The organism is Cedecea sp. Ae19-4 (assembly GCF_059801165.1).
Genome location: NZ_JBCHWG010000001.1, coordinates 2,123,079 through 2,147,849, shown reverse-complemented (window position 1 = coordinate 2,147,849; position 24,771 = coordinate 2,123,079). Strand labels below are relative to the sequence as shown.

Sequence of the window (24,771 nt, the reverse complement as noted above, 5' to 3'; positions counted from 1 at the left end):
GTACTATGCTGATGGCGAACAACTCTGGCGGCCATAGTGGCCGTCGCTTAACAGTCAACAAGACTAAGGACACATCATGCCCCGACCCATCCCTCTCGAACGCTATCGCAACATTGGTATTTCAGCCCATATTGATGCCGGTAAAACAACCACGACCGAACGTATTTTGTTTTACACCGGCATGAGCCACAAACTGGGTGAAGTTCACGATGGCGCAGCAACGACAGACTGGATGGCTCAGGAGCAAGAGCGCGGTATTACCATTACGTCCGCCGCGGTGAGCTGCTTCTGGCCGGGTATGGATCGCGGTTTTGAACCGCACCGTATCAACATCATAGACACGCCGGGACACGTGGACTTCACCATTGAGGTGGAGCGATCCATGCGTGTGCTGGACGGCGCGGTAATGGTTTACGACTCAGTGGGCGGCGTGCAGCCGCAGTCAGAAACCGTTTGGCGGCAGGCTAATAAATACCGCGTGCCGCGGCTGGCCTTCGTTAACAAAATGGACCGCCCGGGCGCTGATTTCTTCCGTGTGGTGCAGATGATGATTGACCGCCTGAAAGCCAATCCTGTTCCCATCGTCATCCCGGTCGGGGCAGAAGACAGCTTCACTGGCGTGGTGGATCTCATCAAAATGCGCGCCATTATCTGGGACGATGCGACCCAGGGCATGACGTTCAGCTATGGGCCTGTGCCGCAGGATTTGCTGCAGACTGCACAACTGTGGCGCGAAAAAATGGTCTCTGCTGCGGCGGAAGCTAGCGATGAGCTAATGGATAAATACCTGGAAACCGGCGATCTGAGCGAAGCGGAAATTATTACCGGTCTGCGCAAGCGCACCATTTCCGGGGAAATTCAGCCGATGCTGTGCGGCAGCGCGTTTAAAAACAAAGGCGTGCAGCGCATGCTGGATGCGGTGGTAGAGCTGATGCCGTCTCCGCTCGACATTCCTGCCATTGACGGCGTGGATGAAAAGGGGGAGCACGCGGAACGCCATCCCAGTGATGATGAACCCTTCTCGGCGCTCGCTTTCAAGCTGATGACCGACCCGTATGTTGGGCAACTGACCTTTATCCGTGTTTATTCCGGCGTGCTGAAAAAAGGCGATTCGGTTTACAACCCGGTGAAAGGCAAAAAGGAGCGTATCGGACGTATTGTGCAGATGCATGCGAACGACCGCCACGAGGTGGATGAGCTGCGCGCCGGGGATATCGCCGCCTGCGTAGGGCTGAAAGACGTCACCACTGGCGATACGTTAACCGACCCGAATGCGGCGATCACGCTTGAGCGAATGGAGTTCCCTGAGCCGGTGATTTCCCTCGCTATCGAGCCGAAGACCAAGGCCGACCAGGAGAAAATGGGTATCGCACTGCAGCGTTTAGCGGCGGAAGATCCCTCTTTCCGCCTGCATACGGACGAAGAATCCGGCCAGACGATCATCTCCGGCATGGGCGAGCTTCACCTGGAAATCATCGTCGACCGCATGAAACGTGAGTTTGGCGTGGAAGCGAACATTGGCCGGCCACAGGTCACCTATCGCGAAACGATCCGTAAAACGGCGAAAGACGTGGAAGGGAAATTTGTGCGGCAGTCAGGCGGTAAAGGCCAGTATGGACATGTAGTGCTGACGCTCGAACCGCTTGAGCCGGGCAAAGGCTTTGTGTTTGAAGATGCCACCAAAGGGGGGGTAGTGCCACGCGAGTTCATTCCTTCTGTGGAAAAAGGTCTGCGTGAGGCGATGAATACAGGTGTGCTCGCCGGTTACCCTGTGGTGGACGTCAAAGCCACGCTGACCTTCGGCTCTTACCATGACGTCGACTCTTCGGAAATGGCGTTCAGGATGGCGGCGATCTTCGGTTTCAAGGACGCAGTGCGCAAAGCGGATCCGGTTATTCTGGAGCCTATCATGCACGTCGAAGTGGAAACGCCGGAAGACTACGCCGGTAACATTATGGGCGACCTCTCTTCCCGCCGCGGCATGGTGCAGGGCATGGAAGAACGCTTTGGCAGCCAGATTATTCGGGCCGATGTCCCGCTGGCAGAAATGTTTGGTTATTCCACCACGCTGCGCTCAATGTCTCAGGGCAGGGCGACCTACAGCATGGAGTTCCATCATTATGCCGAAGCGCCGCGTAACGTGGCCGACGACATTATTGCCAGCCGTAAATCATAATTAGTCAGCCAGGGTGGATGGGGTTTTCTCATCCACCTTTCACCTGAGCAAGTTTACGAGTCCGTTTCCAGTGAGGCTGCAACTCGCTGAACGTCATTATTCATTTCCGAATCTCTCTCGACGATTCACCCAAGGCCAAATGATTAACTTGGTCTTTGCTCACGCAATCGGCACATAGGCTTGTTCCTATATAGTATTTAACCTATATTGCGGAGGGCGATGTGTGGTCGATTAAAATGACGGATACGTTTGATGCCTGGGTTACGGCGTCAGATGACATGACCAAAACCTGCGTTATGGCAGGGGTTGTACTGCTCAAAGAGAGAGGGCCTATACTCGGACGGCCTTATGCCGATACGGTAAAAGGGTCGCAGTACTCCAACATGAAAGAGCTGCGAATTTAGTGCCGGGGTGAGCCCCTCAGGATCTTTTTTGCTTTTGATATAAAACGCTGTGCCATCCTGCTCTGTGCGGGAAATAAAGCCGGGAACGAGAAGCGTTTTTATAACGTCATGGTGCCATTAGCAGACAACGAGTTTCGGGCGCACTTACAGCAGTTAACGGAAAAGGAGCAAATAGAATGGGGCGAACGTTAGAACAATGGATGGCCGAAGAAAAACCCGAAGTGGTGGCCGCCGCGCAGGCCATGGCCGACGAAATGCTGCTGAATATCCACCTGGCCGAACTTCGTGACAAAGTCAGAAAAACGCAGACTGAGATGGCGCAGAAGCTGGGCGTGAAGCAGCCCACCGTTGCCGAAATGGAAAAAAAAGGCCGCGACATCAAGCTTTCTTCCCTCAAGCGTTACGTTGAGGCGGCGGGGGGTAAGGTTAAGCTGGATATCGAGCTGCCGGACGGGACGCATTTCAACATCGCGCTTTAGGACTGATGGGGCGGTTTTCACCGCCCGCTCCGGCTTAAGCCTGCGCCGTTTCCTGTAAATGTCGCCATAACACTTTCTCGCCCTCGCGGCGGAAAATAACCGTAGACCAGCGCACGGTGCTGGAGCCGTTAAGCGTTTGCGTTTCGCGGTAAAGCACGGCGGCACCCTGCGGCCATTCGTCCAGCAACTGGAGGCTATCGACCTCAATCGCCAGCCCTTCGCGGCTGCCGCCGCTGGTACGGAAAAAGCTGCAAAGTGCCGGATAATCCAGCCTTGCGCCGCTCAGCGCGACCATTGAATAGTCGTGAGTAAAGCATGCCAGCAGCGCTTCCAGCTCCCCCTTGCCCGCACCAAGCCATTGCTCAATGGCAACATGGGCCTCAATCACTTCTTCAAACCAGATATTCATTGCTCAGAGTTCCTTTTGGGTCAGTTGATTTTTAATCTGCTGATTGTTGAGCCGCCAGGCGTAAACCAGCGGGGCAAGCGTCCCGGCGGCGGCAAGGCTAAAAGTGAAAAAATAAGCGCGAGGGGCGGGCATCAGCGCCTGTAAAACAGTTAACAGCAGGCTCAGTAGCGCCACGCCAAAGCAAAAGCTTAACTGGCGATTAATATTCCACAGTGCGCTCGCTTCCGGCATAGCCTCCGAAGGGATGGCGATAAAAGCGGTGCTCTGCGCTGTGCTGCTGGAAAGACTTCCCCCCAGGCCCATCAACGCGTAAGCGGCTACCAGCCACGAGGCTTGCTCGCCGGAGTTGATTTGTGTGAGCAGCAAAATCCCTGCGGCCTGAAATATGCCCCCGGCGGCGATCAGCGGGCGAGGGCCGAGGCGATTAAACATCTTGCCGGTAAATGAAATCGCGACAAAAGAGGCCATCGCCCACGGCAGCATCAGCATTCCGGTTTGAGTGGCAGACAGGCCCAACTGCGTTTGCAGATAGACAATGCTGACCAGGCTGGTGCCCATAAAAATCCCCGGAATGCACTGGTAAACCAGCATGGCGTAACGCAGCAGAGGATCTGCCAGCAGCGGCAGGCTGAACAGCGGGGTCGGATGTTTGCCATTCCGGCGAATAAAAAACCAAAGAATAAGCATGCCAGCGATGAGCCACACTAATGCCGCGCCATGAGCCGCCGGGTTTCCGGCCTGCGTGACGCCCAGCAAAATAGCGAATAGCCCCGCCGATCCCAGCATTAGCCCTTTAACGTCCAGCGGTCTGCGGGCAGTTTGTTGCTCTGCAGGTTTTAGCCAAAATCCCGCCAGAACTAGTGTCAGCAGCGCCAGCGGCAGGCTGGAGAGAAATATCCAGCGCCAGCCAAAAGATTCCACCAGCAATCCACCTGCGGTTGGCGAAAGCGCCGGAGCCAGCAGCGCAACCAGCATAATTGCCGAGGAAAGCTTTGCCCGCTCGTGCACCGCGAAAAGCTGCCAGGTCAGGGCCTGACCAACTGGGATGAGCAGCCCGCCTCCCACGCCCTGCAGAATACGTGCGGCGACCAGCGTTTCAAGGCCGGGAGCCAGGCCGGAAGCCAGCGTGCCGAGAGAGAAAAGCCCCAAAGAAAGCATAAACAGGCGCCTGGCACCCAGCCGCTGCGTCAGCCACGCGCTGCAGGGGATAACCAGCGTCAGGCCGCAAAGATAGCCGTGGCTTATCCACGCCAGCTCGGTGACCGGCGCGTGAAACTCCCTCCCCATTTCAGGCCAGGCGACGTTGGAGATAAACATATTGATTAAGTCGAGAAAAAAACCGAGCAGATAAACGGCGGCAACCCTGTAGCGATAAGGCATGGCGGCTCTCGTGAAAAAGAAAAGGCGATTTCAGCAGGTTCCACGAGACGGATAAATCCCGTTTCGGCTGATACACTGTCAAAAATAATTTGATAATCAGGCGAATTGGCATGCTCAACTTGCAGCGGGTGGCGCAGTTTGTTGCGGTGGTGGAGGCCGGGGGATTTACCACGGCAGCGCAGTCCATGCAGCAAACGAAAGCGGCGATCAGCTTTAACGTTCGTCAGCTTGAGGCGGAACTTGGCGTTTCGCTGCTTGTACGCTCCACGCGGCGCGTGGCATTAACCCAGGCGGGGGAAGTGTTTTACCAGCGCGCTCTGCAGCTGTTAAGGGAGAGCGAAGCGCTGGTGGAAGATGTGCAGGGGCATCACGGCGGATTTTCTGGCGAACTGAGTATTTCGACAACGCCGGAATACGGCCAGGCAAAGGTTATCCCGGCGCTAAGTGCCTTTGGCAGGCTGCATCCGGGGCTGACCATCCGGCACGAATCTTCATCTGCTCCGGCTAATCTCATCTCCGGGCAGTTTGACGTGGCTATTCGCCTGGGCAAGCTGGCGGATTCGTCCTACCGCGCGGCGCTGATAGAGCGGTTCGAGATTGTGGCGGTTGCCGCGCCGCAGTGGCTTGAGCGTAACCCGATTGGCAGCCTGGAGGCGCTGGCCGAAGCGGAATGGGTCATTCATCGTCGGCTGCCGACCCCCAGAGAATGGCAGGTCATTGGGCCTGACCAGGAAACGAGAGAGTTAACGATCACCGGGCCGGCCCGCTTTATGACCGACACGGCGGCGGCGCTCATGGCTTTTGTGGTTCAGGGCTGCGGCGTAGGTTTATTGCCCGAATGGCTGGTGCGTAGTGCGATAGGGCGCGATGAACTTCAGCATGTGCTACCGGAATACCGTTTCCCATCCCAGGGAATTTATGCGGTTTACCCGAACACGAAGCATGTTCCGGCGAAGGTGCGTGCGCTGATAGACTTTTTGCAGGAGTGGGAAAATAACAGACCCGCTTAGCGGGCCTGTTTTTCGGCTTACAGCGCTTTTTGGGTTTTACCCTGCACGGTTGAAGCCGCTTGTGCAGACGAAATGCCCGGCAGCTCAATTTTCAGGCCGAAGGTCAGCAGCGAATACAATACGCCCCCGGTCAGCATCGAGACAATAACGCCCAGGTTTGCCGTCGCAAAGACGCTGTGGCGGGTCTCTTCCGTCAGCAGGAAGCCCACCACGTGCGCGATGTACGGATCGCCGGAAGTAATTGTGCCCAGCCCCACAAAGGTCGCTATACCCAGTGAAAGCAGTGCCGTCCAGCGGCCATCGCGGCCACCAAAACCCGCTTTATTCGCCATCGCCACATCCCAGCCCAGGCGCTTCTGGCGCAGGAAGTCGATCAGCTGAATCGCCCCGGCGGAGCCGATCACCACCGAAATAGAGGCCAGGAACGACTGGAAGGTCGCCAGGAACGAATCGGAAATAAACATCAGGTAGAACGCGCCGAAGCCGATGATAGCCGCGTTCAGCGTGGTCGTCGTGGCGCGGCTGGCCGGAATACCAAGCGCCAGCAGGGCAAGACCTGAACTGTATACGCCGGTAATTGCCGCCGCCAGCAGTGAAACAATAATCACGATGGAGAACGGCACGTAGAACCAGAACGGCAGCAGGTTAGTCAGCGAGGCAATAGGCGACTGCGCCGCCGCTGCGCTCAGGTCCGGGTTGCTGTCGGCAAGGAAGGCGCCCAGCACCAGCAGGATGCTCACCGGCAGAGAAATCCCCGTCGTCGTCCAGAAAATAACCTTCGAGGCCTGGGTTTTCTTCGGCAAATAGCGCGCGAAGTCGCCGCCGTAGTTCAGGAAGCCAAGGCCCACCATCGTCATTGCCATCACCACGCCGCCGATGTAGGTCAACAGGTCGCCGTGCGCCGTGCTCTGGCCCAGCTTTTCCCAGTGAATATGCGGCAGCATCAGGAAGATAAAGATGATGCTCATAAACCCGGTCAGCCAGGCGATGTATTTCTCCACCTTCATGATCAGCTGGTGGCCATAAATGGCGACCGACATGGTCAGCACAAGGCTGACGATAAACCAGCCAAGAATGCACACCAGCGTAGGTTTGCCGTCTGCCAGCGCAAACGCCGCAGGCCAAAGTTTGGCAAACAGCGCCGCGCCGGTAGACGAGGCGAGGGTAATAATGGTGATTTTCCAGCCCATATTGGAAATATAGGCGAACAGGGTCGGGAATTTATTACCGTGATAGCCGAAGCAGAAACGGGTTTGCGTCAACGTAGGCAGGCCAGTTCTTGGCCCGCCCACCGCCAGCACGCCAACCAGGCAGCAGGACAGCAGGTAGCCGATAATCCCGGCGGTGATCGACTGCCAGACGCTCAGGCCGAGAGAGTAAACGTAAATGCCGTAGGTCATGCCCAGAATAGAAACGTTCCAGGAAAACCAAATCGGAAACAGCCCGGCGGGTTTGCCGTAGCGCTCAGCTTCCGGGACGGCATTCACGCCGTTTGCTTCAACTTTTATGCCGCCCGAGGCCGGCTGATGTGTAGAGTTTGTCATCGAAGAACCCTTATGGGAGAAATCAATCGCAGAGAAGTGCGGTTTCTAAAGCGAGCTCAATCATGTTGTCTAACGTGTTTTGTAGTTCTTCTGCCGTCGGCTCTGCCCCCGTGACGCTGCTTACGCAGGCGGTCAGCAGGCTCAGGGCTTTGGCGCGGTACTGCGCGGCGATGGTGAACAGCGCCGAGGTTTCCATTTCCACCGCAAGGATGTTCATCTTTTTGAGGGCAGGGAGCATGCCTTCGGGTTTGTCGTACAGCAGGTCGTTGGTAAAGGTATTGCCGAACTGGGTCGGAATATTATGTTGCTCAGCTGCCGTCCAGCAGCGGCGCAGCAGATCAAAATCAGGCACGGCTGCGTAGTCGTAGCCGCTAAAGCGGTCGCGGTTTACCGAAGAAGACGTACCTGCGCCGGTGGCGACAATTACCTTACGCATATCCACGCTTTCATCCACCGCACCGCAGGTGCCGATGCGAATAAGCTGTTTCACACCAAAGGCGTTGATCAATTCATGGGCGTATATGGAAACGGACGGAATGCCCATCCCGTGAGCCATCACGGAAAGTCGCTTGCCTTTGTAGTAGCCGGTAAAGCCAAACATATTGCGGGTATCGCACACGCGCTTTGCATCGGTTAAATACGTCTGCGCAATGTACTGCGCGCGCAGCGGGTCGCCGGGCATGATCACGGTTTCGGCAAAGTCGCCGGGGTTGGCGTTAATATGTGGCGTCATCAGACGATCTCCTGGCTGGTTTCATGCCATTACGATAGAAACCCCGTAGCTTGCAGAAAAAGGCAAATGTCCGACCAGGCCGACGGCGATCACAAATTTGATTTTTGCCTTTGCAAGAAAAGTGACACGCCAGGGCTGGCGAGGGGGGAGTAAAACGCGGAGTATTGACAATACCGAGGGGCGATAGTTAATCTCAGCCGCCTTTTTCGCCGCAGATTCTGGCGAAACAGGCAATACTTGACGTTATTTAGCTGCGAGGCAGCCTGCCGGAGAGCGACAACACCATGAATATTATTCAGCAATTCGCTCAGCGCGGGCATCAGATCCTACGCGATGCCGTGTACGCCGCGCCGCTGAAAAGCAAAGAGATCGGCCCCGATGAATTTATTCTGCGCCAGGGCGAAGAGATCAAAGCGCTCTACTGGATCACGCTTGGCGAGTACACCATGCATTACAACGCCGAAAACGGGAAAGCGTTCAGTCTCGGGCAGCGCTTTGTCAGCGACACTATCATCGGCGAAATAGAATATCTTACCCACACGCCGAGCCAGTTCTCGGTCGTCGCCCACGATACCATGACGGTCAAAGTCATCCCGCTGGCGATGATGGACACCATTCTGACCAGCCACGCGGAAGTCGGCGTCTGGCTCAGCCAGCTGCTTTCCACCAGCTACCAGCGCGGGATGGCGAGAACCATGGAGCGTTTCCTGCAGCCGCTGGTGTTTAACATCGTGGCCGACCTGTATGAACGCCATCAGCAGAGCAAGCCGCTGGTGGACTTCTCACAGGTATCCCGCGAGGCTGAACGGTTTGGCTGCTCCGAGAGAACCTACCGCCGGGTGATCAACCAGCTGATAGAAGAGCAGTACATTCAGAAAGTGGCCCATGAATACGTGATTTGTGACATAGAAAAATTCCGTCAGGTGCTGACGAACCCTGGGCGAATTAGTTAGCAGTTTTTTGTAGCAAACGGCTAAAAAGCAAAGAAAAAACAGTGATAGACTCCGGCAATACGTTATCCGCCATGGAGTAGTGCAGTGAGTGAGCCCGTCGAAAATCAGAACGCGTTTAAACATGCTTTTAATCATGGGCTTTTGCAGGACATCGCGAGCTTAATCGCGCGGCATCATCCCGCCTTCAACGCCAAAGCGTTTTTAAAGCAAGCGGAAGACCTCGATAAGCTGGAAATGAAGGCCAGAGTTCAGGCCATCCGCGACGCACTGGCGTCTGAGCTCCCGCAGGACTACCCGGCTGCATTGGGCGTGGTGGTTGCTGTATTAAAAGAGCATAAGCTGCGCGGTTTTGCCGTCTGGCCTTTTGCGGAGTTTATTCAGGTCTATGGCCTGAACCACCCGACACTTTCCCTCGAAGCCCTGAAAGTGGTGACAGCCTGCTTTACCGCCGAATGGGCGGTGAGGCCTTTTATCAAGCAGGATCCCGACGCGACCATGCGGTTTCTGCTTAAATGTGCGCAGGACGAAAGCGTGGACATCCGCCGCTGGGCCTCAGAGGGCACCCGCCCGCGCGTGCCGTGGGGCGAAAAACTGCATCTGTTTATCGAAGACCCGGCGGGAACCAGAGCCATTCTGGACGCCCTGAAGTTCGACCCGGAGCTTTACGTCAGAAAAAGCGTCTCCAACCATCTGAACGACATCACCAAAGACCACCCGGACTACGTGATTCAGCTTTTGCAAAACTGGCAGCAGCAGGCGAAACAGTCCGGCGGTGACGACGTAAAGAAAGTCGCCTGGATAACCCGCCACTCGCTGCGCACCTTAATTAAGAATGGTCACCCGGATGCGCTGGCGCTTATTGGCGTGCAGCACGGCGCGGACGTCGCGCTGGATGCATTCTCCCTCAAACAAAAAGCGATTGCGTTGGGCGAATACCTGGCATTTAAAGTCAGCCTCCGCTCAACCAGCAGCACCCCGCAAAATATCGTGGTGGACTACGTGCTCCACTTTATGAAAGCCAACGGCAGCACCGCCCCGAAGGTTTTCAAGCTTCGCGCGTTCGAACTCCCGGCCAACGGCTCGGTAACGATAGAGAAAAAACACGCGGTGAAGAAAATCACCACCCGCCAGTATTACTCCGGCGTGCAGCGGATTGAGATCCAGGTCAACGGCAAGGTGCTTGGGGGAGAGGAGTGGGTGTTGGATTTATAGCAAGGATCCGCCGCCGGCGTTTTGCGGGTGGCGAGGGTTTTATTGCGCCTAAGCATTGGTTATACCAAAAGAACAGATTTTGCCTTAAAGCTATTTAATAAATGGATTTAAAAGATCTGGAATAAATAAGTTCATGCAGTAAAGGGAAAAATTCTTGAATGGGCTTCACAGTTTGGCTTCTCTGGCCGGAGATGAATTTTAAAGAAGAAAAATATTAATGAAAATCTACTAAGACTCAAAGATATATCGGCCACATACTATTTCCCGCATGATTACATTATCGTAATTCATTCATAAACTAAATAATTGTATGATTTTAATCCGATGGTAACATAAACCCTTCCAAAAGGAGGGTTTATGTCTATAGGAATAAAGCGAGGTGGCCTACGGCTGCTGACGCTTGGGGAAATTAAGCTCGCCAGAACACTCTACGGTAACGCTATTGAATATCACAAAGTTTGGATTCATCGTGGGAGCTATTTGCCATTTAATATGCAAAAAAACAGCTTCGCTATGACGCCTTACGGGGAAATATGGTTTCAGGAAGGTGTCTATGAGCCTGATTTCTCCTCAGCTCAACGTAATCCCATCGATGCCAGTCATCTCTTCATGCATGAAATGATGCATGTCTGGCAGCATCAGCGGGGGATGTGGGTGCGCACTCGCGGTGCTTTTTCCTGGGCCGCTGACTACTACTATGATCTCGAAAAACCGACACTGCTCGATTACGGCCTGGAGCAACAAGCCTGTATCGTTAGCGATTACTGGCTATTGAAGACTCACGGATTTAAAGGCAATTCTAATACCTACAATCTTCGCCACTTTAACCCGGCAGAGCCGACGGTTTCACTGTTGTCACGGTACAAGAAAATACTGGGGAGATTTCCTTTATGAATCGCTTATTCAAGTTAATATTTTTGTGTTCCGCGTTGTCTGGTTGCGTCGGCGAAGGTTTGGGCGTTGGAGATTGGAAGAGTCTTTATATTGACGGAAACCACATTTGTTTCACCGTGGACAAATCAGACGTGTTGACTCGCTATGTGCTTTCTTCGACTCAGGGTGGCGAATATAAAGTCCTTGCCGTAACCGATCTCGATAATCTTTCTTATCCGAATACATGCATAAACATCGAGCTAACACCGGGATATATTTACCAGGCATCCTACACGATGAATAAAGCAAACTATCGGTACAGTTTTTTTATTGATAATGACAGGCAAATCATCGAGCTCGGCTGTGGGAAGTAACACCTTTGCCGGGATACTTACACAACCACCTGAACGACATCACCAATCTTCGCCACCTTAACCCGGCAGAGCCGACGGTTTCACTGTTCTCACGGTACAAGAAAATACTGGGGAGATTTCCTTTATGAAGCATGTTGTTGCATTTGTTTCTGCTTGTTCTTTGCTTACTGGCTGTGTGGGTGAAAATCTAGGTGTAGGCGAGTGGCGAAGCTATGACATTATTAACGGCAATCTCTGTTTTACCGTTGATAAATCCGATGTACTAAGTCGCTATTCAATTTCTTCATTACAAGGTGACGACTTTAAAAATCTTGCTGTTGCTGACTACAAACACCTCATTTATCCAGATACCTGCATAAAGGTTCCGCTTACCCGTGGCTACATCTACCAAACGTCCTATACGCTGAATAACAAAGTCTATCGATATGGCTTTTTCATCGACAACAACGGATTATTCATCGAGCTCGGCTGTGGGAAGTAACGCCTTTGCCTGAACCACCAACAGCAAAAATCCCGCTTAAGTTTCCTTAAGCGGGCTTCTCAAATATGGCTCCTCTGACTGGACTCGAACCAGTGACATACGGATTAACAGTCCGCCGTTCTACCGACTGAACTACAGAGGAATCGTGTGAACGGGGCGAATATTAGCGGCGGCTCCGGGGCTTGTCAAAGGCAAAATCTCACCCTGTGGTGCGTTTGCGGAAACTATCAACATCTTGTTGCCTTTTCAGGCAATCAGAGACAAAAAAATCCTTTGCAGGATAACGATTTGTCGCCCATTATTTGAAATGCCGTTTTATCTTTCCTTGCAGGTCCTCGCTTGAACTTACATGCAGTCCTTCGCCAGAGCGTGGCGAAAACGCCGTGGTACGCCAAACGTAAGAGTTATCGGGTGCTGTTCTGGCGTGAGATAACGCCGCTGGCGGTGCCAATCTTCCTCGAAAACACCTGCGTATTGCTGATGGGGGTGTTGAGTACCTTCCTCGTCAGTTGGTTAGGGAAAGAGGCGATGGCGGGCGTAGGGCTCGCCGACAGTTTTAACATGGTTATCATGGCGTTCTTCGCCGCTATCGATCTCGGCACCACGGTGGTGGTGGCGTTCAGCTTTGGCAGGCTGGATCCGGAGCGGGCGAGGGCGGCGGCCCGGCAGTCTCTGGTGCTGATGACCATGGTTTCTTTTATCATGGCCGCAGGCATTCATCTGGCGGGCACGCACATTATCGATGTCATTGCCGGTAGCGCCACGCCGGAAGTTAAAGCTCTCGCACTTTCTTACCTGCAAACCACGGTCTGGAGCTACCCGGCGGCAGCCATAGCGCTTATCGGTAGCGGCGCCCTGCGCGGGGCGGGGAACACCAAAATCCCGCTGCTGATTAACGGCGGCATGAACATCCTCAACATCATCATCAGCAGCATTCTTATCTACGGCATCTTTGGCTGGGGCGGGCTGGGCTTTGTTGGCGCGGGACTGGGGCTGACGATTTCCCGCTACATCGGTGCGGCGGGCATTATCTTCGTGCTGATGATTGGCTTTAACCCGGCGCTGCGTATCTCGCTGAAAAGTTATTTTACGCCGCTCAACTGGGGCATTTTGTGGGAAGTGCTCGGCATCGGCATTCCGGCGAGCGTCGAGTCGGTGCTGTTCAACGGCGGTAAGCTGCTGACGCAGATGTTCGTTGCCGGGATGGGGACCAACGTGATTGCCGGTAACTTTATTGCTTTCTCGGTGGCCTCGCTGATTAACCTGCCGGGTAACGCCCTCGGGTCGGCGTCAACGATCATCGTCGGCAGACGGTTAGGGAAAGGGCAAATCGGCCAGGCCGAGCGCCAGCTGCGCCATACGTTCTGGCTCGCCACCATTGGCCTGACGATCATTGCCTGGGGAACCGCGCCGTTCGCCGGGTTATTCGCCTCGTTCTACACCAGCGAAGATGACGTCAAAGAAGTCGTTAAAGTCCTGCTGTGGATGAACGCCGCCTTTATGCCAATCTGGGCCGCGTCCTGGGTGCTGCCTGCCGGGCTGAAGGGCGCCCGTGACGCACGTTTTGCGATGTGGGTGTCGATGGCGGGGATGTGGGGTTGCCGCGTTATCGCCGGTTACACGCTGGGGATTGTATTGGGCATGGGCGTGGTGGGCGTCTGGCTGGGGATGTTCGGCGACTGGGCGGTGCGCGGCGCCTGCTTCTACTGGCGAATGGTCAGCGGCCGCTGGCTGAAAAAATACCCGCGACCGCCAAAAGAACCACTTTCGGTTCAGGAAGAAAGCACCGTTTAGCGTTCGAAAGCCCCGGCAATGGCCCGCATGTCGTTGCCGGTTGGTGTCTGGTGAATACGCAGGCCAAACTCGTCCACCACGGCAAAAATATGGTCGAAAATGTCGGCCTGAATGCTTTCATACTCGGCCCAGGCCACGGTGTTGGTGAAGGCATAAATCTCCACCGGCAATCCTTCGCTTTCAGGAGCAAGCTGGCGCACCATCAGCGTCATGTCTTTGCGAATGCGCGGGTGGTTGCGCAGGTACTCATTCAGATAGGCCCGGAAGGTGCCGACGTTGGTCATCTGGCGCTGGTTCAGCACCGAGTCGTCGGCGTGCTGCTGGTTGTATTCGCTGATCTCTTTCCCACGTTCCGCCATATACGGCTGCAGCAGTTTCGCTTTAAGGAGCTTCTCCTGCTCGTCCTGCGAAAGAAAACGAATGCTGGTGGTGTCGATGTTCACGCTGCGCTTGATGCGGCGCCCGCCTGAGGCCGACATCCCGCTCCAGTTTTTAAACGCGTCGGACACCAGCGCATAGGTTGGGATAGTGGTAATGGTGTTGTCCCAGTTTTGCACTTTCACCGTCGTCAGGCCGATGTCGATCACCGCCCCGTCCGCGCCGTATTTCGGCATTTCCAGCCAGTCGCCCATTTTCAGCATGCTGTTGGCAGAAAGCTGAATGCCAGCGACCAGGCCGAGAATCGGATCTTTAAACACCAACATCAGTACGGCGGCCATCGCACCGAGACCGCTTATCAATATTGCCGGGGATTTCCCGATAAGCAGCGACACCATCATGATGCCGACGACAATCGCGGCCAGCAGCTTCACGCCCTGGAAAATGCCTTTCAGCGGTAGCTGAGAAGCAAAGGCGAATTTCCCCGACAGACCGAAGATCACATCCAGCAGCGAGAAAAAGGACATCAGCGCGTAGAGCATGACCCATAGCTGGGCGCAGGTGGTCAGAATGGTGGCCGCGTCGCTGCCTTTTTGCAGCCACAGCACCGCCTGAACGTTAACGATGATGCCCTGCAGCAGAAACGCCAGCCGCTGGAACAGCTTGTTCTGGGTGATTATCTGCAAAGAGAGGCTGGCGCTGGACTGTGCGCGCTTCTCAAAGGCACGCAGCACTATGCCGTGCAGAATAAAATGCACCACCAGCGCGGTAAGAAAAATGATGCCGAAAATGACGATCAGGGAAGTGGTGTGGCTGGGTTGGATGCCGTATTGCTCGAGGGCGGATATCAATTCCTGCATAACGTCTCCTTTAAAAAACAAGAGGACATCATGCCTTCTGCGGTCCGCGGTCGCAACCCGACTGTACAATTAGTAGACATATTAACGCGCAATCCTTACAGAATTGTCTCAGGACGGTTATGCTTAATGCATTCACATCATGTTAACTAACAGGGAAATTATGATTCGTTTCTCCACGCTGGCATTTGTTCTGGCGGCGGTCACGCAGAGCGCGATGGCCGTGACCTATCCTTTACCGCCTGAAGGCAGCCGCCTGGTGGGTGCGCCCCTGACGATTACCGTGCCGGAAGGGAACAAAGAGCCGCTGGAACACTTTGCCGCTCAGTACGGGCAGGGCTTCAGCAATATGCTGGAGGCCAACCCAGGCGTCGATCCGTTCCTGCCCAAAGTCGGTACGCAGCTGGTTATTCCGCAGCAGGTGATTTTGCCGGATACCGTGCGGGAAGGGATTGTGGTGAACGTGGCGGAAATGCGCCTTTATTATTATCCGAAGGACACTAACACCGTAGAAATCCTGCCGATAGGTATTGGACAGGCGGGGCGCGAAACGCCGCGCAACTGGGTGACCCGCGTCGAGCGCAAACAGGATGCCCCGGCCTGGACGCCAACCCCGAATACCCGTCGCGAATACGCCAAAGAGGGCAAAACGCTGCCGGCTTTTGTGCCGCCGGGGCCGGATAACCCGATGGGCCTGTACGCCATTTACATCGGCAAGCTGTACGCCATCCACGGCACCAATGCCAACTTTGGCATCGGCCTGCGCGTCAGCCAGGGCTGCATCCGCTTGCGCAACGACGACATCAAATTCCTGTTCGATAATGTGCCGGTCGGGACCCGCGTTCAGCTCATCGACCAGCCGGTGAAGGTGACCGCCGAGCCGGACGGCAAGCGCTGGCTGGAAGTTCACGAGCCGCTGTCGCGCAACCGTGCGGAGTTTGAGTCCGACAAGAAAGTGCCGCTGCCGATGACTACCTTATTGCGCAGCGAAACTCAGGCTTCAGGTGTAAATACGGCTGTGGTGAGTGAAGCACTTAATCGCCGCTCGGGAATGCCGGTACAAATAAATTCAGCCGCCACGGAAACAGGGCGACTGTAATAATCAGTAAGAAAAAGAAAAGCTCGCGCGTTGCGAGCTTTTCTTTTATTTGAATAATATTGCCGTAGCGTAAAGTTTATTATTTCCGCCTGCCGACGTGACTTTAAATGTGGTTGCCCCGGCCTGGCTGGCTTTATCGGCAAGTTTGTTAACGGCCTCGTCAAGCGTTGTGGCACCGGTGACTGAAACATAGCCCATGCGCTGGCCGGCGGTGGTTGACTGGACTTCGGTGGCGGCTAAAGCCGTGCCGCTAAGGGCGGTCAATACGGTAAGGGCAAGGGCGGAATTAATCAGTTTACGCATCATAATAAATCTCTCATTGTGAATAATTAAACAAGGTTTCGGTTGATGCGTTGCATGTTAGGTTGCCGTCCGGGCAATGAACAGCTGGCATTATTGATGAAGACTTTCAAAAATTCTGGCTGGTAATATCCGGGTGTTATTGACTGTAAATTAATATCAGCCAGCTTATTTTTTTCTTTCATTAATCTGCGGCAACGTGAAGTTTTGGTGGCTATAAAACGGTGGGCCGCTAATAAAAAAACGCACGGAGGGGATCGCTCCGTGCGTCGGGTTATTGCTCGTCAGGCCCAGCGTCGCTGAGCCTTTAGCGCAATAGCGAAGGCAAATTAAACCCCAAGGCGATCGCGAAGACTGTAGTAAGCCGCGCCCATCGCGGTAAACGGGATGCGGAACGTGCGGCCACCCGGGAACGGGTAATGCGGCAGGTTGGCGAAGGCATTGAAGCGCTCCGCATCGCCGCGCAGCAGCTCTGCAATCAGGCGGCCGGCCAGGTGGGTATAGGTCACGCCGTGCCCGCTGCAGCCCTGACTGTAGTAAATATTTTTATCCAGACGGCCCACCTGCGGCAGGCGAGACAGGGTCAGCAGGAAGTTCCCGGTCCAGCTGTAGTCAATCTTCACGCCTTTCAGCTGTGGGAAGGTTTTCAGCAGGTTGGGCATCACCAGGCGTTCAATATCCGCCGGGTCACGGGCGCCGTACACCACGCCGCCGCCGTACAGCAGGCGGTTATCGGCGGTCAGGCGGTAGTAATCCAGCAGGTAGTTACAATCTTCCACACAGTAATTTTTGGGGATCAGCGAGCGGGCGAGATCTTCTCCCAGCGGCTCGGTGGTCAGCACCTGCGTGCCGCACGGCATGCTGCGCTTCGCCAGTTCAGGTTCGAGTTTATTGCCGAGATAAGCGTTCCCGGCGACGATCACGTACTTCGCCGTGACCTTGCCTTTCTCCGTGCTGACGATGGCCGGGCTGGCGTGCTCAATGTGGGTCACCGGGGACTGTTCGAAAATGCGTCCACCGTTCAGGCGAATTGCATTAGCCTCGCCAATGGCCAGGTTGAGAGGGTGAATATGGCCGCCGCTGTGGTCGAGCAGAGCGCCGACGTAGCGGTCGCTGTTCACTTCCCGCTTCAGTTCGCTGGCGTCCAGCAGTTCAAGCTGGGTGTTGCCGTAGCGCTCCCAGTTGGCCTTTTGCTCTTCGAGGGTTTCCATTTGCTTATGGTTCATCGCCACAAACAGGCCGCCCGGACGATAATCGCAGTCAATCTGGTAGCGCTTGATGCGCTCGCGAATAATTTCCCCGCCTTCGAACATCATACTGCCGAGCATTTTGGCCGCTTCCGGGCCATAGCGGCGCTCAATCACGTCGATGTCGCGGCTGTAGGAGTTCACCAGTTGCCCGCCGTTGCGCCCGCTGGCACCAAAGCCGATGCGTGCAGACTCCAGCAGCACCACGTCATAACCCATTTCAGACAGATGCAGTGCAGACGAAAGGCCGGTATAGCCGCCGCCAACCACGCACACGTCGCAGGTCACGGATTCATTCAGCTGTGGGAACGGCTCATAGTGGTTGGCGCTGGCCGCGTAATAGCTGGTGGTATGTTCAGTCATGATGAAGGCTCCAGGGCAATCCAGATGGTTTTCAGTTCGCTAAATTTCTCAAGGGCATGCAGGGATTTATCGCGGCCGTTGCCGCTCTGCTTGTAGCCGCCGAACGGGACGGTCATATCGCCGTCGTTGTAGTTATTGACGAAAACGGAACCGGCTTTAAGGCTGCGGCTCATGCGGTGGGCGCGGGAGAGATCCCGGGTCCACACGGCAGCACCGAGGCCATAATCGCTGTCGTTGGCAAGGGCGAGCGCCTGGGCTTCGGAGGTGAAGCGGGTGACGACGAGCACCGGGCCGAAGATCTCTTCCCGGCCCACACGCGCATCCGCCGCCGTATCGGTAAAAATCGTCGGGCCGATAGCCGCCGGGTGAGCGTTGTTCCGCCCGTCGAGCGCCAGCTTGCCCTGGCTTTCCCCGTCGCGAATAAAGCCGTGAACGTTGTCGGCGTGGGCGCAGTCGATCAGCGTCCCCATGGTGGTTTCCGGGTCGAGCGGGTTGCCGGGCTGCCAGTTTTTTGCCTGCTCTTTCAGCAGGGCAATAAACTCGTCGGCGATGCTCTCTTCCAGCAGCAGGCGAGTCCCGGCGATGCAAACCTGGCCCTGGTTATAGAAAATACCGGCGGCGGTGGTTGCCGCGGCTTTGAGCAGATCCGGGCAGTCGGCAAAAACGATATTGGCGCTTTTCCCGCCGGCTTCGAGCCAGACGCGTTTCATGTTGCTGTCGCCCGCATCTTTCAGCAGCTGTTTACCGGTGCGGGTGGAGCCGGTGAAGGTAATCACGTCCACGTCCGGGTGCTGAGCCAACGCCTGGCCCGCTTCGTGACCAAACCCGGTCACGACGTTAAACACGCCGTCCGGCAGGCCAGCTTCTTTAGCCAGCGCCGCAAGACGGATTGCCGACAGCGGTGATTTTTCAGAAGGTTTAAGGATCACGCTGTTGCCCGCCGCCAGCGCCGGGCCTAGCTTCCAGCAGGCCAGCAGCAGCGGGAAGTTCCACGGCACAACGGCGGCAATTACGCCAATGGGTTCGCGCACAATCAGCGCCAGTTCGTTGACGCCGGTGGTGGCTACTTCGCCGTAGACTTTGTCGATGGCCTCGGCGTACCAGCGAATAGCGCGGGCGCTGCCCGGAATATCATCGCGCAGGCTATGGCGAATAGGTTTGCCGGTGTCGAGCGTTTCCAGCAGCGCCAGCTCCTCGCGATGCTGCTCCATTAAATCTGCCAGCCTGCCGAGCACGGCTTTGCGTTTGGCCGGGGAAGCCTGCGCCCAGTCGCCGCGATTAAAGACATCGCGGGCGACCTTCACCGCAATATCGACGTCCGCTTTTTTGCCTCGCGCCACTTCGGCAAGGTCACGCTGGGCAAAAGGATCGACGGTACTAAATGTTTCGCCGTCCTGTGCCGCGCAATATTCGCCGTTAATAAACAAGCGCGTTTCCGGCGAGGTATTTTTGGCTTTCTCCTGCCAGTAATTAAGATGCTGAAAGTCCATGATGACTCCTTTTATTCAATCGGATAAATGGCCTTACTGGGTTCTTCAGGCAAATTTGGGCTGCAAAAAGCCCCAGGAAATAAGTCCTGTTAAAAAAGGTTTTGAAATAAGGCCTGATTACTCAGGCCTGAAAATAATTAGAACGTGGTGGGGGTATGGGCGCTGATAATGCGGCAGATGCCTGCCGAGGTGTTGCTGAAGCTGTGCGGCATGCCGGTATTAATGGCATAGCTTTGCCCCGCAACCAGGTGCCAGGTCTGGCCGTTTACGGTCAAAACCACTTCACCTTCCAGTATCGTGCCTGTCTCCTCACCCTGGTGTTTGATCCTCTCGCCGGTGGTGGTTCCCGGCTGATAGGTCTCAATGATCATCGCCAGCGTACGGTTAGGATTCCCATTGTGTATTAATTTCATTGAAACACCCTGACTGCCTATTTCAATCAGATCGTCGTAATTAATCACGACCTGCGGCTCATCAGGTTTTTCCGGTTCCGCGAAGAACTCGGAGAGCGACAGCCCGTAGACTTTCAGCAGCTTCTGCAGCGTACTGATAGCAGGACTGACTTTGTCCTGTTCTATGGTGCTGATGGCGCTATGCGTTAATCCAGACAGTTCGGCGGCACGACGTTGAGAGAGACCCAGTTGCTGGCGGATCGCTGACAAACGTTTACCCGGCGCCAGGCCGTCATCGCTCATAATGGCATTTCCTTAACGGTAGTGGTCAGAGCCGCTGCTTTTCAGCGAGGTGGTTCTGACTGGCGGTGATAAAACCCTCAAGCAACAAACGCGATAGTGCATATTCGATACTGTTCCATTCCGGATGCCACTGAACCCCGAGGGCAAAAGGATGATCGTGAACGCTCGCGGCCTCCACCAGACCATCCTGTGAACGCGCCTCGACGCGCAGCAGCGGACCCAGCGTTTTCGCTCCCTGGCCATGTAATGAATTCACCCAAAACGTGTTGCAGCCCGGTATCAACTGCGAAAGCAATCCTCCCTCATGAACCTGGACTTCGTGTGATGGGGCATACTGCTGCTCCACCGGGAGTTCCGGATCTTCACGGTGCTCCAGAAACTCGGGACAATCGCTCAGGCGACGATACAGAGTCCCGCCGGTGGCGACAACAAGTTCCTGTAAACCCCGGCAGATGGCGAAAATGGGGATGCGCCTTTTGAGCCCGGCGGCGATAAGCGCCATGCTCAGTTCATCACGCCCGGGGTCGGCGTCAGGCTCATCGCCGTTTTCACCATAGAGGTGCGGCTGCACGTTGCTGGGGCTGCCTGGCAGGAAGATCCCGTCCAGTTTTGGCAGCAGCGCTTCCAGCAGTTCCGGCTCTGCTAGCGCGTGGGGCAGGGCAATGGGCAAGCCGCCCGCATTCAATACCGCGTTCAGGTACTTTTCTTGCAATGTTTGGGTCAGATGACCCTTAAGCCTGTTTCTGCACATCACAACGCCGATTAATGGCTTGTCAAATATATCGACCATGATCAACCTCACATTCTGGACTAAATTATTTCCAAACGATTCCATGTTGGCCATTTCCGTTCAATATTTTCTCAACTTAGCAGCGGTTTAACTGTCTTGCAAACTTAAATTAACATTTGACAAACATTTTGTTTCACACCATTGTCGATAAGTGGACATTATATTTAACGGTCGACATCAGCGACCGGCATCCAACGCAACGGCGGTGAATCATGGAAACCAATATCGTAGAAGTTGAGAATTTTGTTCAGCATTCCGAAGAGAGACGAAGTAGCGCGTTTGCACGCGAAGTGAATACCTTCCTTGAACGTTATCCCAATACCCAATATGTCGATGTCCTGCTCACTGACCTGAACGGCTGCTTCCGGGGGAAACGTATTCCGGTGGCCGGGCTGCGTAAGGTAGAGAAGGGCTGTTACTTCCCGGCGTCCGTGTTTGCCATGGATATTCTCGGGAACGTAGTAGAAGAGGCCGGGCTGGGGCAGGAACTGGGCGAGCCGGACCGCCGCTGCGTGCCGGTGCTGGGCACGCTGACCCCTTCGGCGGCTGACCCGGAATTTATCGGCCAGATGATGCTGACCATGCTGGATGAAGATGGCGCTCCCTTTGACGTTGAGCCGCGGAACGTGCTGAACCGACTCTGGCAGCAGCTGCGCCAGCGTGGTCTATTCCCCGTGGTAGCGGTAGAGCTGGAGTTCTATTTAATTGACCGCCAGCGCGACGCCGAAGGCTACCTGCAGCCGCCCTGCGCGCCGGGCACCGACGATCGCAATACCCAAAGCCAGGTCTACTCCGTCGATAACCTTAACCACTTCGCCGACGTGCTGACCGACATCGACGACCTGGCCCGCCTGCAGCTGATCCCCGCCGATGGCGCGGTGGCGGAAGCCTCGCCGGGGCAGTTCGAAATCAACCTGCACCACACCGATAACGTGCTGGATGCCTGCGATGATGCGCTGGCGTTAAAACGCCTGGTGCGAACTGTCGCCGAGAAGCATAAGATGCACGCCACTTTTATGGCGAAGCCGTATGAAGAGCATGCGGGCAGCGGGATGCATATCCACATCAGCGTGCTGAATAACAAAGGTGAAAACGTGCTGGCGGACGCCGACGGCGAAGACTCAGCGCTGCTGAAGCGCGCGCTGGCGGGCATGATCCACCTGATGCCTTCTTCTATGGCGCTGCTAGCCCCGAACGTGAATTCATGGCGCCGTTTCCAGCCGGGGATGTACGTCCCGACTCAGGCGTCGTGGGGGCATAACAACCGCACCGTGGCGCTGCGTATTCCTTGTGGCGACAGAGACAACCATCGCGTGGAGTATCGCGTGGCGGGGGCGGATGCCAACCCGTATCTGGTGATGGCGACTATTCTGGCCGGGATTTTACATGGGCTGGATAACGACCTGCCGCTGCAGGAAGAGGTAGAGGGCAACGGGCTGGAGCAGGAAGGGCTGCCGTTCCCGATCCGCCAGAGCGACGCGCTTTGGGAATTCACCCAGAACGATCGTCTGCGCGACCTGCTGGGCGAGCGTTTCAGCCACGTTTTCCATGCGTGCAAGCACGATGAGCTGGTGCAGTTTGAGCGTTTAATCACAGAAACTGAAATTGAGTGGATGCTGAAAAACGCCTGAGTGTGGCGCCTGCCCGGCAGAGCTTACGTGTCCGGGCACGCGAATAAATAAGTAGCATCATACGGACTGAGCGGAGCCAGGCCGGACGTTTTGCAGGGCAACCTGCCATTTCCCGAAGTCGCGTAATGGAGCGCGGGCGGCAACGGGTCTTCAGTTAACGACAATGTGTACGACGAGGAAATGAAATGATGCAGATGCAAATGTTTAAATATCCGCACGGCGAGGGCGAACGCTGCTGCCGTATTGACAACGACGGGCCAGTGGCCTGCGTGAACCCCATTGCCGTTCCCCGACAGTTACGATTAACCCCCAGGCTAAGCAGGTTTGCCCGAACGAACAACGTTTCGCAAACCTGTATTCGCGTGGGGGGACATCGTCATGGCGACTAACTCTTCCGCAGATATTGTTTCGCAGGCGGGAAAACCGCAGCTGCGTAAATCTCTGAAACTCTGGCAGGTGGTGGTGATGGGCCTGGCCTATCTCACGCCGATGTCGGTGTTTGATACCTTCGGGATTGTGTCCGGCATCAGCGACGGCCATGTCCCGGCATCCTACCTGCTTGCGCTGGCGGGCGTGCTGTTTACCGCCATCAGCTACGGCAAACTGGTGCGCCAGTTCCCGCAGGCCGGATCAGCTTATACCTACGCCCAAAAGGCCATTAGTCCGCACGTAGGCTTTATGGTGGGCTGGTCATCGTTACTGGATTATCTGTTCCTGCCGATGATTAACGTCCTGCTGGCAAAAATCTACCTTTCGGCGCTGTTCCCGGAAGTCCCGCCGTGGATCTGGGTGGTCGGTTTTGTCTGTATCCTGACGGCGGCCAACCTGAAGAGCGTCAATCTGGTGGCGAACTTCAACACTCTGTTTGTGCTGGTCCAAATCGCCATTATGGTGGTGTTTATCATTCTGGTGGTGCAGGGGCTGCACAAAGGCGAAGGCGTGGGCACCGTCTGGTCGCTGCAGCCGTTTATCAGCGAAAATGCGCACCTGATCCCGGTGATTACCGGCGCGACGATAGTCTGCTTCTCGTTCCTCGGCTTCGATGCGGTGACCACGCTGTCGGAAGAGACGCCCGATGCGGCGCGCACCATCCCGAAAGCTATTTTCCTGACTGCGGCCTACGGCGGCATTATCTTTATCGTTGCCTCGTTCTTTATGCAGCTGTTCTTCCCGGACATCAGCCGCTTTAAAAACCCGGACGCAGCGCTGCCGGAGATTGCGCTGTACGTTGGCGGCAAGCTGTTCCAGTCGATTTTCCTCTGCACCACCTTCGTTAACACTTTGGCATCCGGGCTGGCCTCCCACGCCAGCGTTTCGCGCCTGCTTTATGTGATGGGCCGCGACAACGTCTTCCCGGAAAAATACTTCGGCTACGTACACCCGAAATGGCGCACCCCGGCGCTGAACGTGATCATGGTCGGGATCGTGGCCCTGTCCGCGCTGTTCTTTGACCTGGTGACGGCGACGGCGCTGATCAACTTCGGCGCGCTGGTGGCCTTTACCTTCGTGAATCTGTCGGTGTTTAACCACTTCTGGCGTCGTGAAGGCCGCAACAAAACCTGGCGCGAGAAGCTGCATTACCTCATTCTGCCGCTGATTGGCGCGGCGACGGTGGCGGTGCTGTGGGTGAACCTGGAAGTGACGTCCCTGACGCTGGGGCTGGTGTGGGCGGCGGTCGGTATTCTGTATCTGGCCTTCCTCACCCGCCGCTTCCGCAGGCCACCGCCGGTGTTTGACGCCACGAAGGCCGAGCGCGCCTGGGAGTAAGGGAAGGTTGCGTTAGAGAAGAAGAAGCTCGCTTAATATGCATTAAACGGGCTTTTTTGTTCCAGATTTTGTCAGCTCAGAAAAGCAAAAAGCCCGCTTAGTTTCCTAAGCAGGCTTCTTAAATATGGCTCCTCTGACTGGACTCGAACCAGTGACATACGGATTAACAGTCCGCCGTTCTACCGACTGAACTACAGAGGAATCGTGTGAACGGGGCGAATACTAACGGCGTGAGTCCGGGTTGTCAAAGGCTGTTTTGGTGAAATGCGTTTAACTGCCGATTAATCCAGCAAATCAATGAAAAAGGCCGCAAACGCGGCCTTGAAAGGTTA

The 24,771-nt window shown here is 55.5% G+C and carries 23 protein-coding genes, 2 tRNA genes and 1 pseudogene; 14 read left to right on the top strand and 12 right to left on the bottom strand.

Annotated elements, in window-relative coordinates; genetic code table 11:
- The first annotated feature begins 76 nt into the window (after positions 1-76).
- The 3 genes and pseudogenes from fusA (at position 77) to proR (ending at position 3,059) form a co-directional block, all read left to right on the top strand.
- Positions 77-2,176: an elongation factor G gene (gene fusA, locus AAIE02_RS10230; RefSeq protein ID WP_008455002.1), complete on the top strand. Its 2,100-nt coding sequence runs from the start codon at positions 77-79 to the stop codon at positions 2,174-2,176.
- A 221-nt stretch (positions 2,177-2,397) separates the two neighbouring features.
- A pseudogene (locus AAIE02_RS10225) lies at positions 2,398-2,772 on the top strand (type II toxin-antitoxin system RelE/ParE family toxin).
- Positions 2,757-3,059: a transcriptional regulator ProR gene (gene proR / locus AAIE02_RS10220; protein WP_008454998.1), complete on the top strand. Its 303-nt coding sequence runs from the start codon at positions 2,757-2,759 to the stop codon at positions 3,057-3,059. Before AAIE02_RS10225 ends, proR begins: the two are co-directional and overlap by 16 nt.
- Positions 3,060-3,093: 34 nt before the next feature.
- Here proR and AAIE02_RS10215 read toward each other — a convergent pair whose 3' ends face one another.
- A complete protein-coding gene (locus AAIE02_RS10215) occupies positions 3,094-3,468 on the bottom strand; it encodes a DUF4440 domain-containing protein (RefSeq protein ID WP_008454996.1) in 375 nt (124 codons plus the stop codon).
- Between the two features lie 3 nt (positions 3,469-3,471).
- The gene (locus tag AAIE02_RS10210; RefSeq protein ID WP_498532482.1) at positions 3,472-4,848 is read right to left on the bottom strand and encodes an MFS transporter; all 1,377 of its coding nucleotides are present in this window, start codon (positions 4,846-4,848) and stop codon (positions 3,472-3,474) included.
- 110 nt (positions 4,849-4,958) lie between these two features.
- Between AAIE02_RS10210 and AAIE02_RS10205 the strand changes: the two genes are divergently transcribed.
- Positions 4,959-5,858 carry a LysR family transcriptional regulator gene (locus AAIE02_RS10205; protein WP_498532481.1) on the top strand — a complete coding sequence of 300 codons (900 nt, stop codon included), beginning with the start codon at positions 4,959-4,961 and terminating at the stop codon, positions 5,856-5,858.
- 17 nt (positions 5,859-5,875) lie between these two features.
- Here the strand turns inward: AAIE02_RS10205 and AAIE02_RS10200 are convergent, their stop codons facing one another.
- A complete protein-coding gene (locus AAIE02_RS10200; RefSeq protein ID WP_498532480.1) occupies positions 5,876-7,402 on the bottom strand; it encodes a purine-cytosine permease family protein in 1,527 nt (508 codons plus the stop codon).
- Positions 7,403-7,424: 22 nt separating this feature from the next.
- On the bottom strand, positions 7,425-8,138 hold the full coding sequence (gene deoD, locus AAIE02_RS10195) for a purine-nucleoside phosphorylase (RefSeq protein ID WP_498532687.1): 714 nt from the start codon (positions 8,136-8,138) through the stop codon (positions 7,425-7,427).
- 281 nt (positions 8,139-8,419) lie between these two features.
- On the opposite strand from deoD, the gene AAIE02_RS10190 reads away from it, so the two are divergent.
- The 5 genes from AAIE02_RS10190 (at position 8,420) to AAIE02_RS10170 (ending at position 12,028) form a co-directional block, all read left to right on the top strand.
- The gene (locus AAIE02_RS10190) at positions 8,420-9,088 is read left to right on the top strand and encodes a Crp/Fnr family transcriptional regulator (RefSeq protein WP_008454985.1); all 669 of its coding nucleotides are present in this window, start codon (positions 8,420-8,422) and stop codon (positions 9,086-9,088) included.
- Positions 9,089-9,172: 84 nt separating this feature from the next.
- Positions 9,173-10,300, top strand: a complete 1,128-nt coding sequence (locus AAIE02_RS10185; RefSeq protein ID WP_498532479.1) for a DNA alkylation repair protein — start codon at positions 9,173-9,175, stop codon at positions 10,298-10,300.
- A 357-nt stretch (positions 10,301-10,657) separates the two neighbouring features.
- Entirely contained in the window at positions 10,658-11,194 is a 537-nt protein-coding gene (locus tag AAIE02_RS10180; protein ID WP_498532478.1) for a type IV secretion protein Rhs, read from the top strand.
- Positions 11,191-11,547: a putative T6SS immunity periplasmic lipoprotein gene (locus tag AAIE02_RS10175; RefSeq protein ID WP_498532477.1), complete on the top strand. Its 357-nt coding sequence runs from the start codon at positions 11,191-11,193 to the stop codon at positions 11,545-11,547. Before AAIE02_RS10180 ends, AAIE02_RS10175 begins: the two co-directional genes overlap by 4 nt.
- A gap of 124 nt (positions 11,548-11,671) precedes the next feature.
- The gene (locus AAIE02_RS10170; RefSeq protein WP_008454976.1) at positions 11,672-12,028 is read left to right on the top strand and encodes a putative T6SS immunity periplasmic lipoprotein; all 357 of its coding nucleotides are present in this window, start codon (positions 11,672-11,674) and stop codon (positions 12,026-12,028) included.
- 66 nt (positions 12,029-12,094) lie between these two features.
- On the opposite strand, the gene AAIE02_RS10165 is transcribed toward AAIE02_RS10170, so the two are convergent.
- Positions 12,095-12,170: transfer RNA gene (locus AAIE02_RS10165), tRNA-Asn, on the bottom strand.
- Positions 12,171-12,367: 197 nt separating this feature from the next.
- Between AAIE02_RS10165 and AAIE02_RS10160 the strand changes: the two genes are divergently transcribed.
- A complete protein-coding gene (locus AAIE02_RS10160; protein ID WP_498532476.1) occupies positions 12,368-13,822 on the top strand; it encodes an EmmdR/YeeO family multidrug/toxin efflux MATE transporter in 1,455 nt (484 codons plus the stop codon).
- On the opposite strand, the gene AAIE02_RS10155 is transcribed toward AAIE02_RS10160, so the two are convergent.
- Positions 13,819-15,060, bottom strand: coding sequence for a mechanosensitive ion channel family protein (locus tag AAIE02_RS10155; RefSeq protein ID WP_166872702.1), 1,242 nt, complete (start codon positions 15,058-15,060; stop codon positions 13,819-13,821). The genes AAIE02_RS10160 and AAIE02_RS10155 overlap by 4 nt on opposite strands.
- A gap of 160 nt (positions 15,061-15,220) precedes the next feature.
- Here AAIE02_RS10155 and ldtA point away from each other — a divergent pair, with 160 nt between their 5' ends.
- Positions 15,221-16,156 (top strand): L,D-transpeptidase, encoded by a 936-nt coding sequence (gene ldtA / locus AAIE02_RS10150; RefSeq protein WP_336707528.1) that lies wholly within the window; start codon positions 15,221-15,223, stop codon positions 16,154-16,156.
- 45 nt (positions 16,157-16,201) lie between these two features.
- On the opposite strand, the gene AAIE02_RS10145 is transcribed toward ldtA, so the two are convergent.
- From AAIE02_RS10145 to puuD, 5 genes are all read right to left on the bottom strand, one after another.
- Complete coding sequence (locus tag AAIE02_RS10145) at positions 16,202-16,462, bottom strand: YdgH/BhsA/McbA-like domain containing protein (RefSeq protein WP_336707530.1); 261 nt, start codon at positions 16,460-16,462, stop codon at positions 16,202-16,204.
- 323 nt (positions 16,463-16,785) lie between these two features.
- Entirely contained in the window at positions 16,786-18,066 is a 1,281-nt protein-coding gene (locus AAIE02_RS10140; protein WP_008454965.1) for an NAD(P)/FAD-dependent oxidoreductase, read from the bottom strand.
- The gene (gene puuC / locus AAIE02_RS10135) at positions 18,063-19,556 is read right to left on the bottom strand and encodes an aldehyde dehydrogenase PuuC (RefSeq protein WP_498532475.1); all 1,494 of its coding nucleotides are present in this window, start codon (positions 19,554-19,556) and stop codon (positions 18,063-18,065) included. The genes AAIE02_RS10140 and puuC overlap by 4 nt, the downstream gene beginning before the upstream one ends.
- A gap of 137 nt (positions 19,557-19,693) precedes the next feature.
- A complete protein-coding gene (gene puuR / locus AAIE02_RS10130) occupies positions 19,694-20,251 on the bottom strand; it encodes an HTH-type transcriptional regulator PuuR (protein WP_008454961.1) in 558 nt (185 codons plus the stop codon).
- 25 nt (positions 20,252-20,276) lie between these two features.
- Positions 20,277-21,041 carry a gamma-glutamyl-gamma-aminobutyrate hydrolase gene (gene puuD, locus AAIE02_RS10125; protein WP_498532686.1) on the bottom strand — a complete coding sequence of 255 codons (765 nt, stop codon included), beginning with the start codon at positions 21,039-21,041 and terminating at the stop codon, positions 20,277-20,279.
- A 212-nt stretch (positions 21,042-21,253) separates the two neighbouring features.
- Between puuD and AAIE02_RS10120 the strand changes: the two genes are divergently transcribed.
- The 3 genes from AAIE02_RS10120 to AAIE02_RS10110 all read left to right on the top strand — a co-directional run bounded on the left by AAIE02_RS10120 (position 21,254) and on the right by AAIE02_RS10110 (position 24,439).
- The gene (locus tag AAIE02_RS10120; protein WP_008454958.1) at positions 21,254-22,672 is read left to right on the top strand and encodes a glutamine synthetase family protein; all 1,419 of its coding nucleotides are present in this window, start codon (positions 21,254-21,256) and stop codon (positions 22,670-22,672) included.
- A 185-nt stretch (positions 22,673-22,857) separates the two neighbouring features.
- Positions 22,858-23,061 carry a hypothetical protein gene (locus AAIE02_RS10115; RefSeq protein WP_157141374.1) on the top strand — a complete coding sequence of 68 codons (204 nt, stop codon included), beginning with the start codon at positions 22,858-22,860 and terminating at the stop codon, positions 23,059-23,061.
- Positions 23,051-24,439, top strand: coding sequence for an APC family permease (locus AAIE02_RS10110; RefSeq protein ID WP_008454957.1), 1,389 nt, complete (start codon positions 23,051-23,053; stop codon positions 24,437-24,439). The genes AAIE02_RS10115 and AAIE02_RS10110 overlap by 11 nt, the downstream gene beginning before the upstream one ends.
- A gap of 125 nt (positions 24,440-24,564) precedes the next feature.
- On the opposite strand, the gene AAIE02_RS10105 is transcribed toward AAIE02_RS10110, so the two are convergent.
- Positions 24,565-24,640: transfer RNA gene (locus AAIE02_RS10105), tRNA-Asn, on the bottom strand.
- Positions 24,641-24,771 lie beyond the last annotated feature (131 nt).

Coding starts and splice junctions, on each gene's coding strand:
- AAIE02_RS10115 (WP_157141374.1), top strand. CDS start 22,858: ATGATGCAGATGCAAATGTTTAAATATCCGCACGGCGAGGGCGAACGC.
- ldtA (WP_336707528.1), top strand. CDS start 15,221: ATGATTCGTTTCTCCACGCTGGCATTTGTTCTGGCGGCGGTCACGCAG.
- fusA (WP_008455002.1), top strand. CDS start 77: ATGCCCCGACCCATCCCTCTCGAACGCTATCGCAACATTGGTATTTCA.
- puuC (WP_498532475.1), bottom strand. CDS start 19,556: ATGGACTTTCAGCATCTTAATTACTGGCAGGAGAAAGCCAAAAATACC.
- proR (WP_008454998.1), top strand. CDS start 2,757: ATGGGGCGAACGTTAGAACAATGGATGGCCGAAGAAAAACCCGAAGTG.
- puuR (WP_008454961.1), bottom strand. CDS start 20,251: ATGAGCGATGACGGCCTGGCGCCGGGTAAACGTTTGTCAGCGATCCGC.
- AAIE02_RS10110 (WP_008454957.1), top strand. CDS start 23,051: ATGGCGACTAACTCTTCCGCAGATATTGTTTCGCAGGCGGGAAAACCG.
- puuD (WP_498532686.1), bottom strand. CDS start 21,041: ATGGTCGATATATTTGACAAGCCATTAATCGGCGTTGTGATGTGCAGA.
- AAIE02_RS10190 (WP_008454985.1), top strand. CDS start 8,420: ATGAATATTATTCAGCAATTCGCTCAGCGCGGGCATCAGATCCTACGC.
- AAIE02_RS10180 (WP_498532478.1), top strand. CDS start 10,658: ATGTCTATAGGAATAAAGCGAGGTGGCCTACGGCTGCTGACGCTTGGG.
- AAIE02_RS10215 (WP_008454996.1), bottom strand. CDS start 3,468: ATGAATATCTGGTTTGAAGAAGTGATTGAGGCCCATGTTGCCATTGAG.
- AAIE02_RS10205 (WP_498532481.1), top strand. CDS start 4,959: ATGCTCAACTTGCAGCGGGTGGCGCAGTTTGTTGCGGTGGTGGAGGCC.
- AAIE02_RS10155 (WP_166872702.1), bottom strand. CDS start 15,060: ATGCAGGAATTGATATCCGCCCTCGAGCAATACGGCATCCAACCCAGC.
- AAIE02_RS10170 (WP_008454976.1), top strand. CDS start 11,672: ATGAAGCATGTTGTTGCATTTGTTTCTGCTTGTTCTTTGCTTACTGGC.
- AAIE02_RS10200 (WP_498532480.1), bottom strand. CDS start 7,402: ATGACAAACTCTACACATCAGCCGGCCTCGGGCGGCATAAAAGTTGAA.
- AAIE02_RS10145 (WP_336707530.1), bottom strand. CDS start 16,462: ATGATGCGTAAACTGATTAATTCCGCCCTTGCCCTTACCGTATTGACC.
- AAIE02_RS10120 (WP_008454958.1), top strand. CDS start 21,254: ATGGAAACCAATATCGTAGAAGTTGAGAATTTTGTTCAGCATTCCGAA.
- AAIE02_RS10175 (WP_498532477.1), top strand. CDS start 11,191: ATGAATCGCTTATTCAAGTTAATATTTTTGTGTTCCGCGTTGTCTGGT.
- AAIE02_RS10210 (WP_498532482.1), bottom strand. CDS start 4,848: ATGCCTTATCGCTACAGGGTTGCCGCCGTTTATCTGCTCGGTTTTTTT.
- AAIE02_RS10140 (WP_008454965.1), bottom strand. CDS start 18,066: ATGACTGAACATACCACCAGCTATTACGCGGCCAGCGCCAACCACTAT.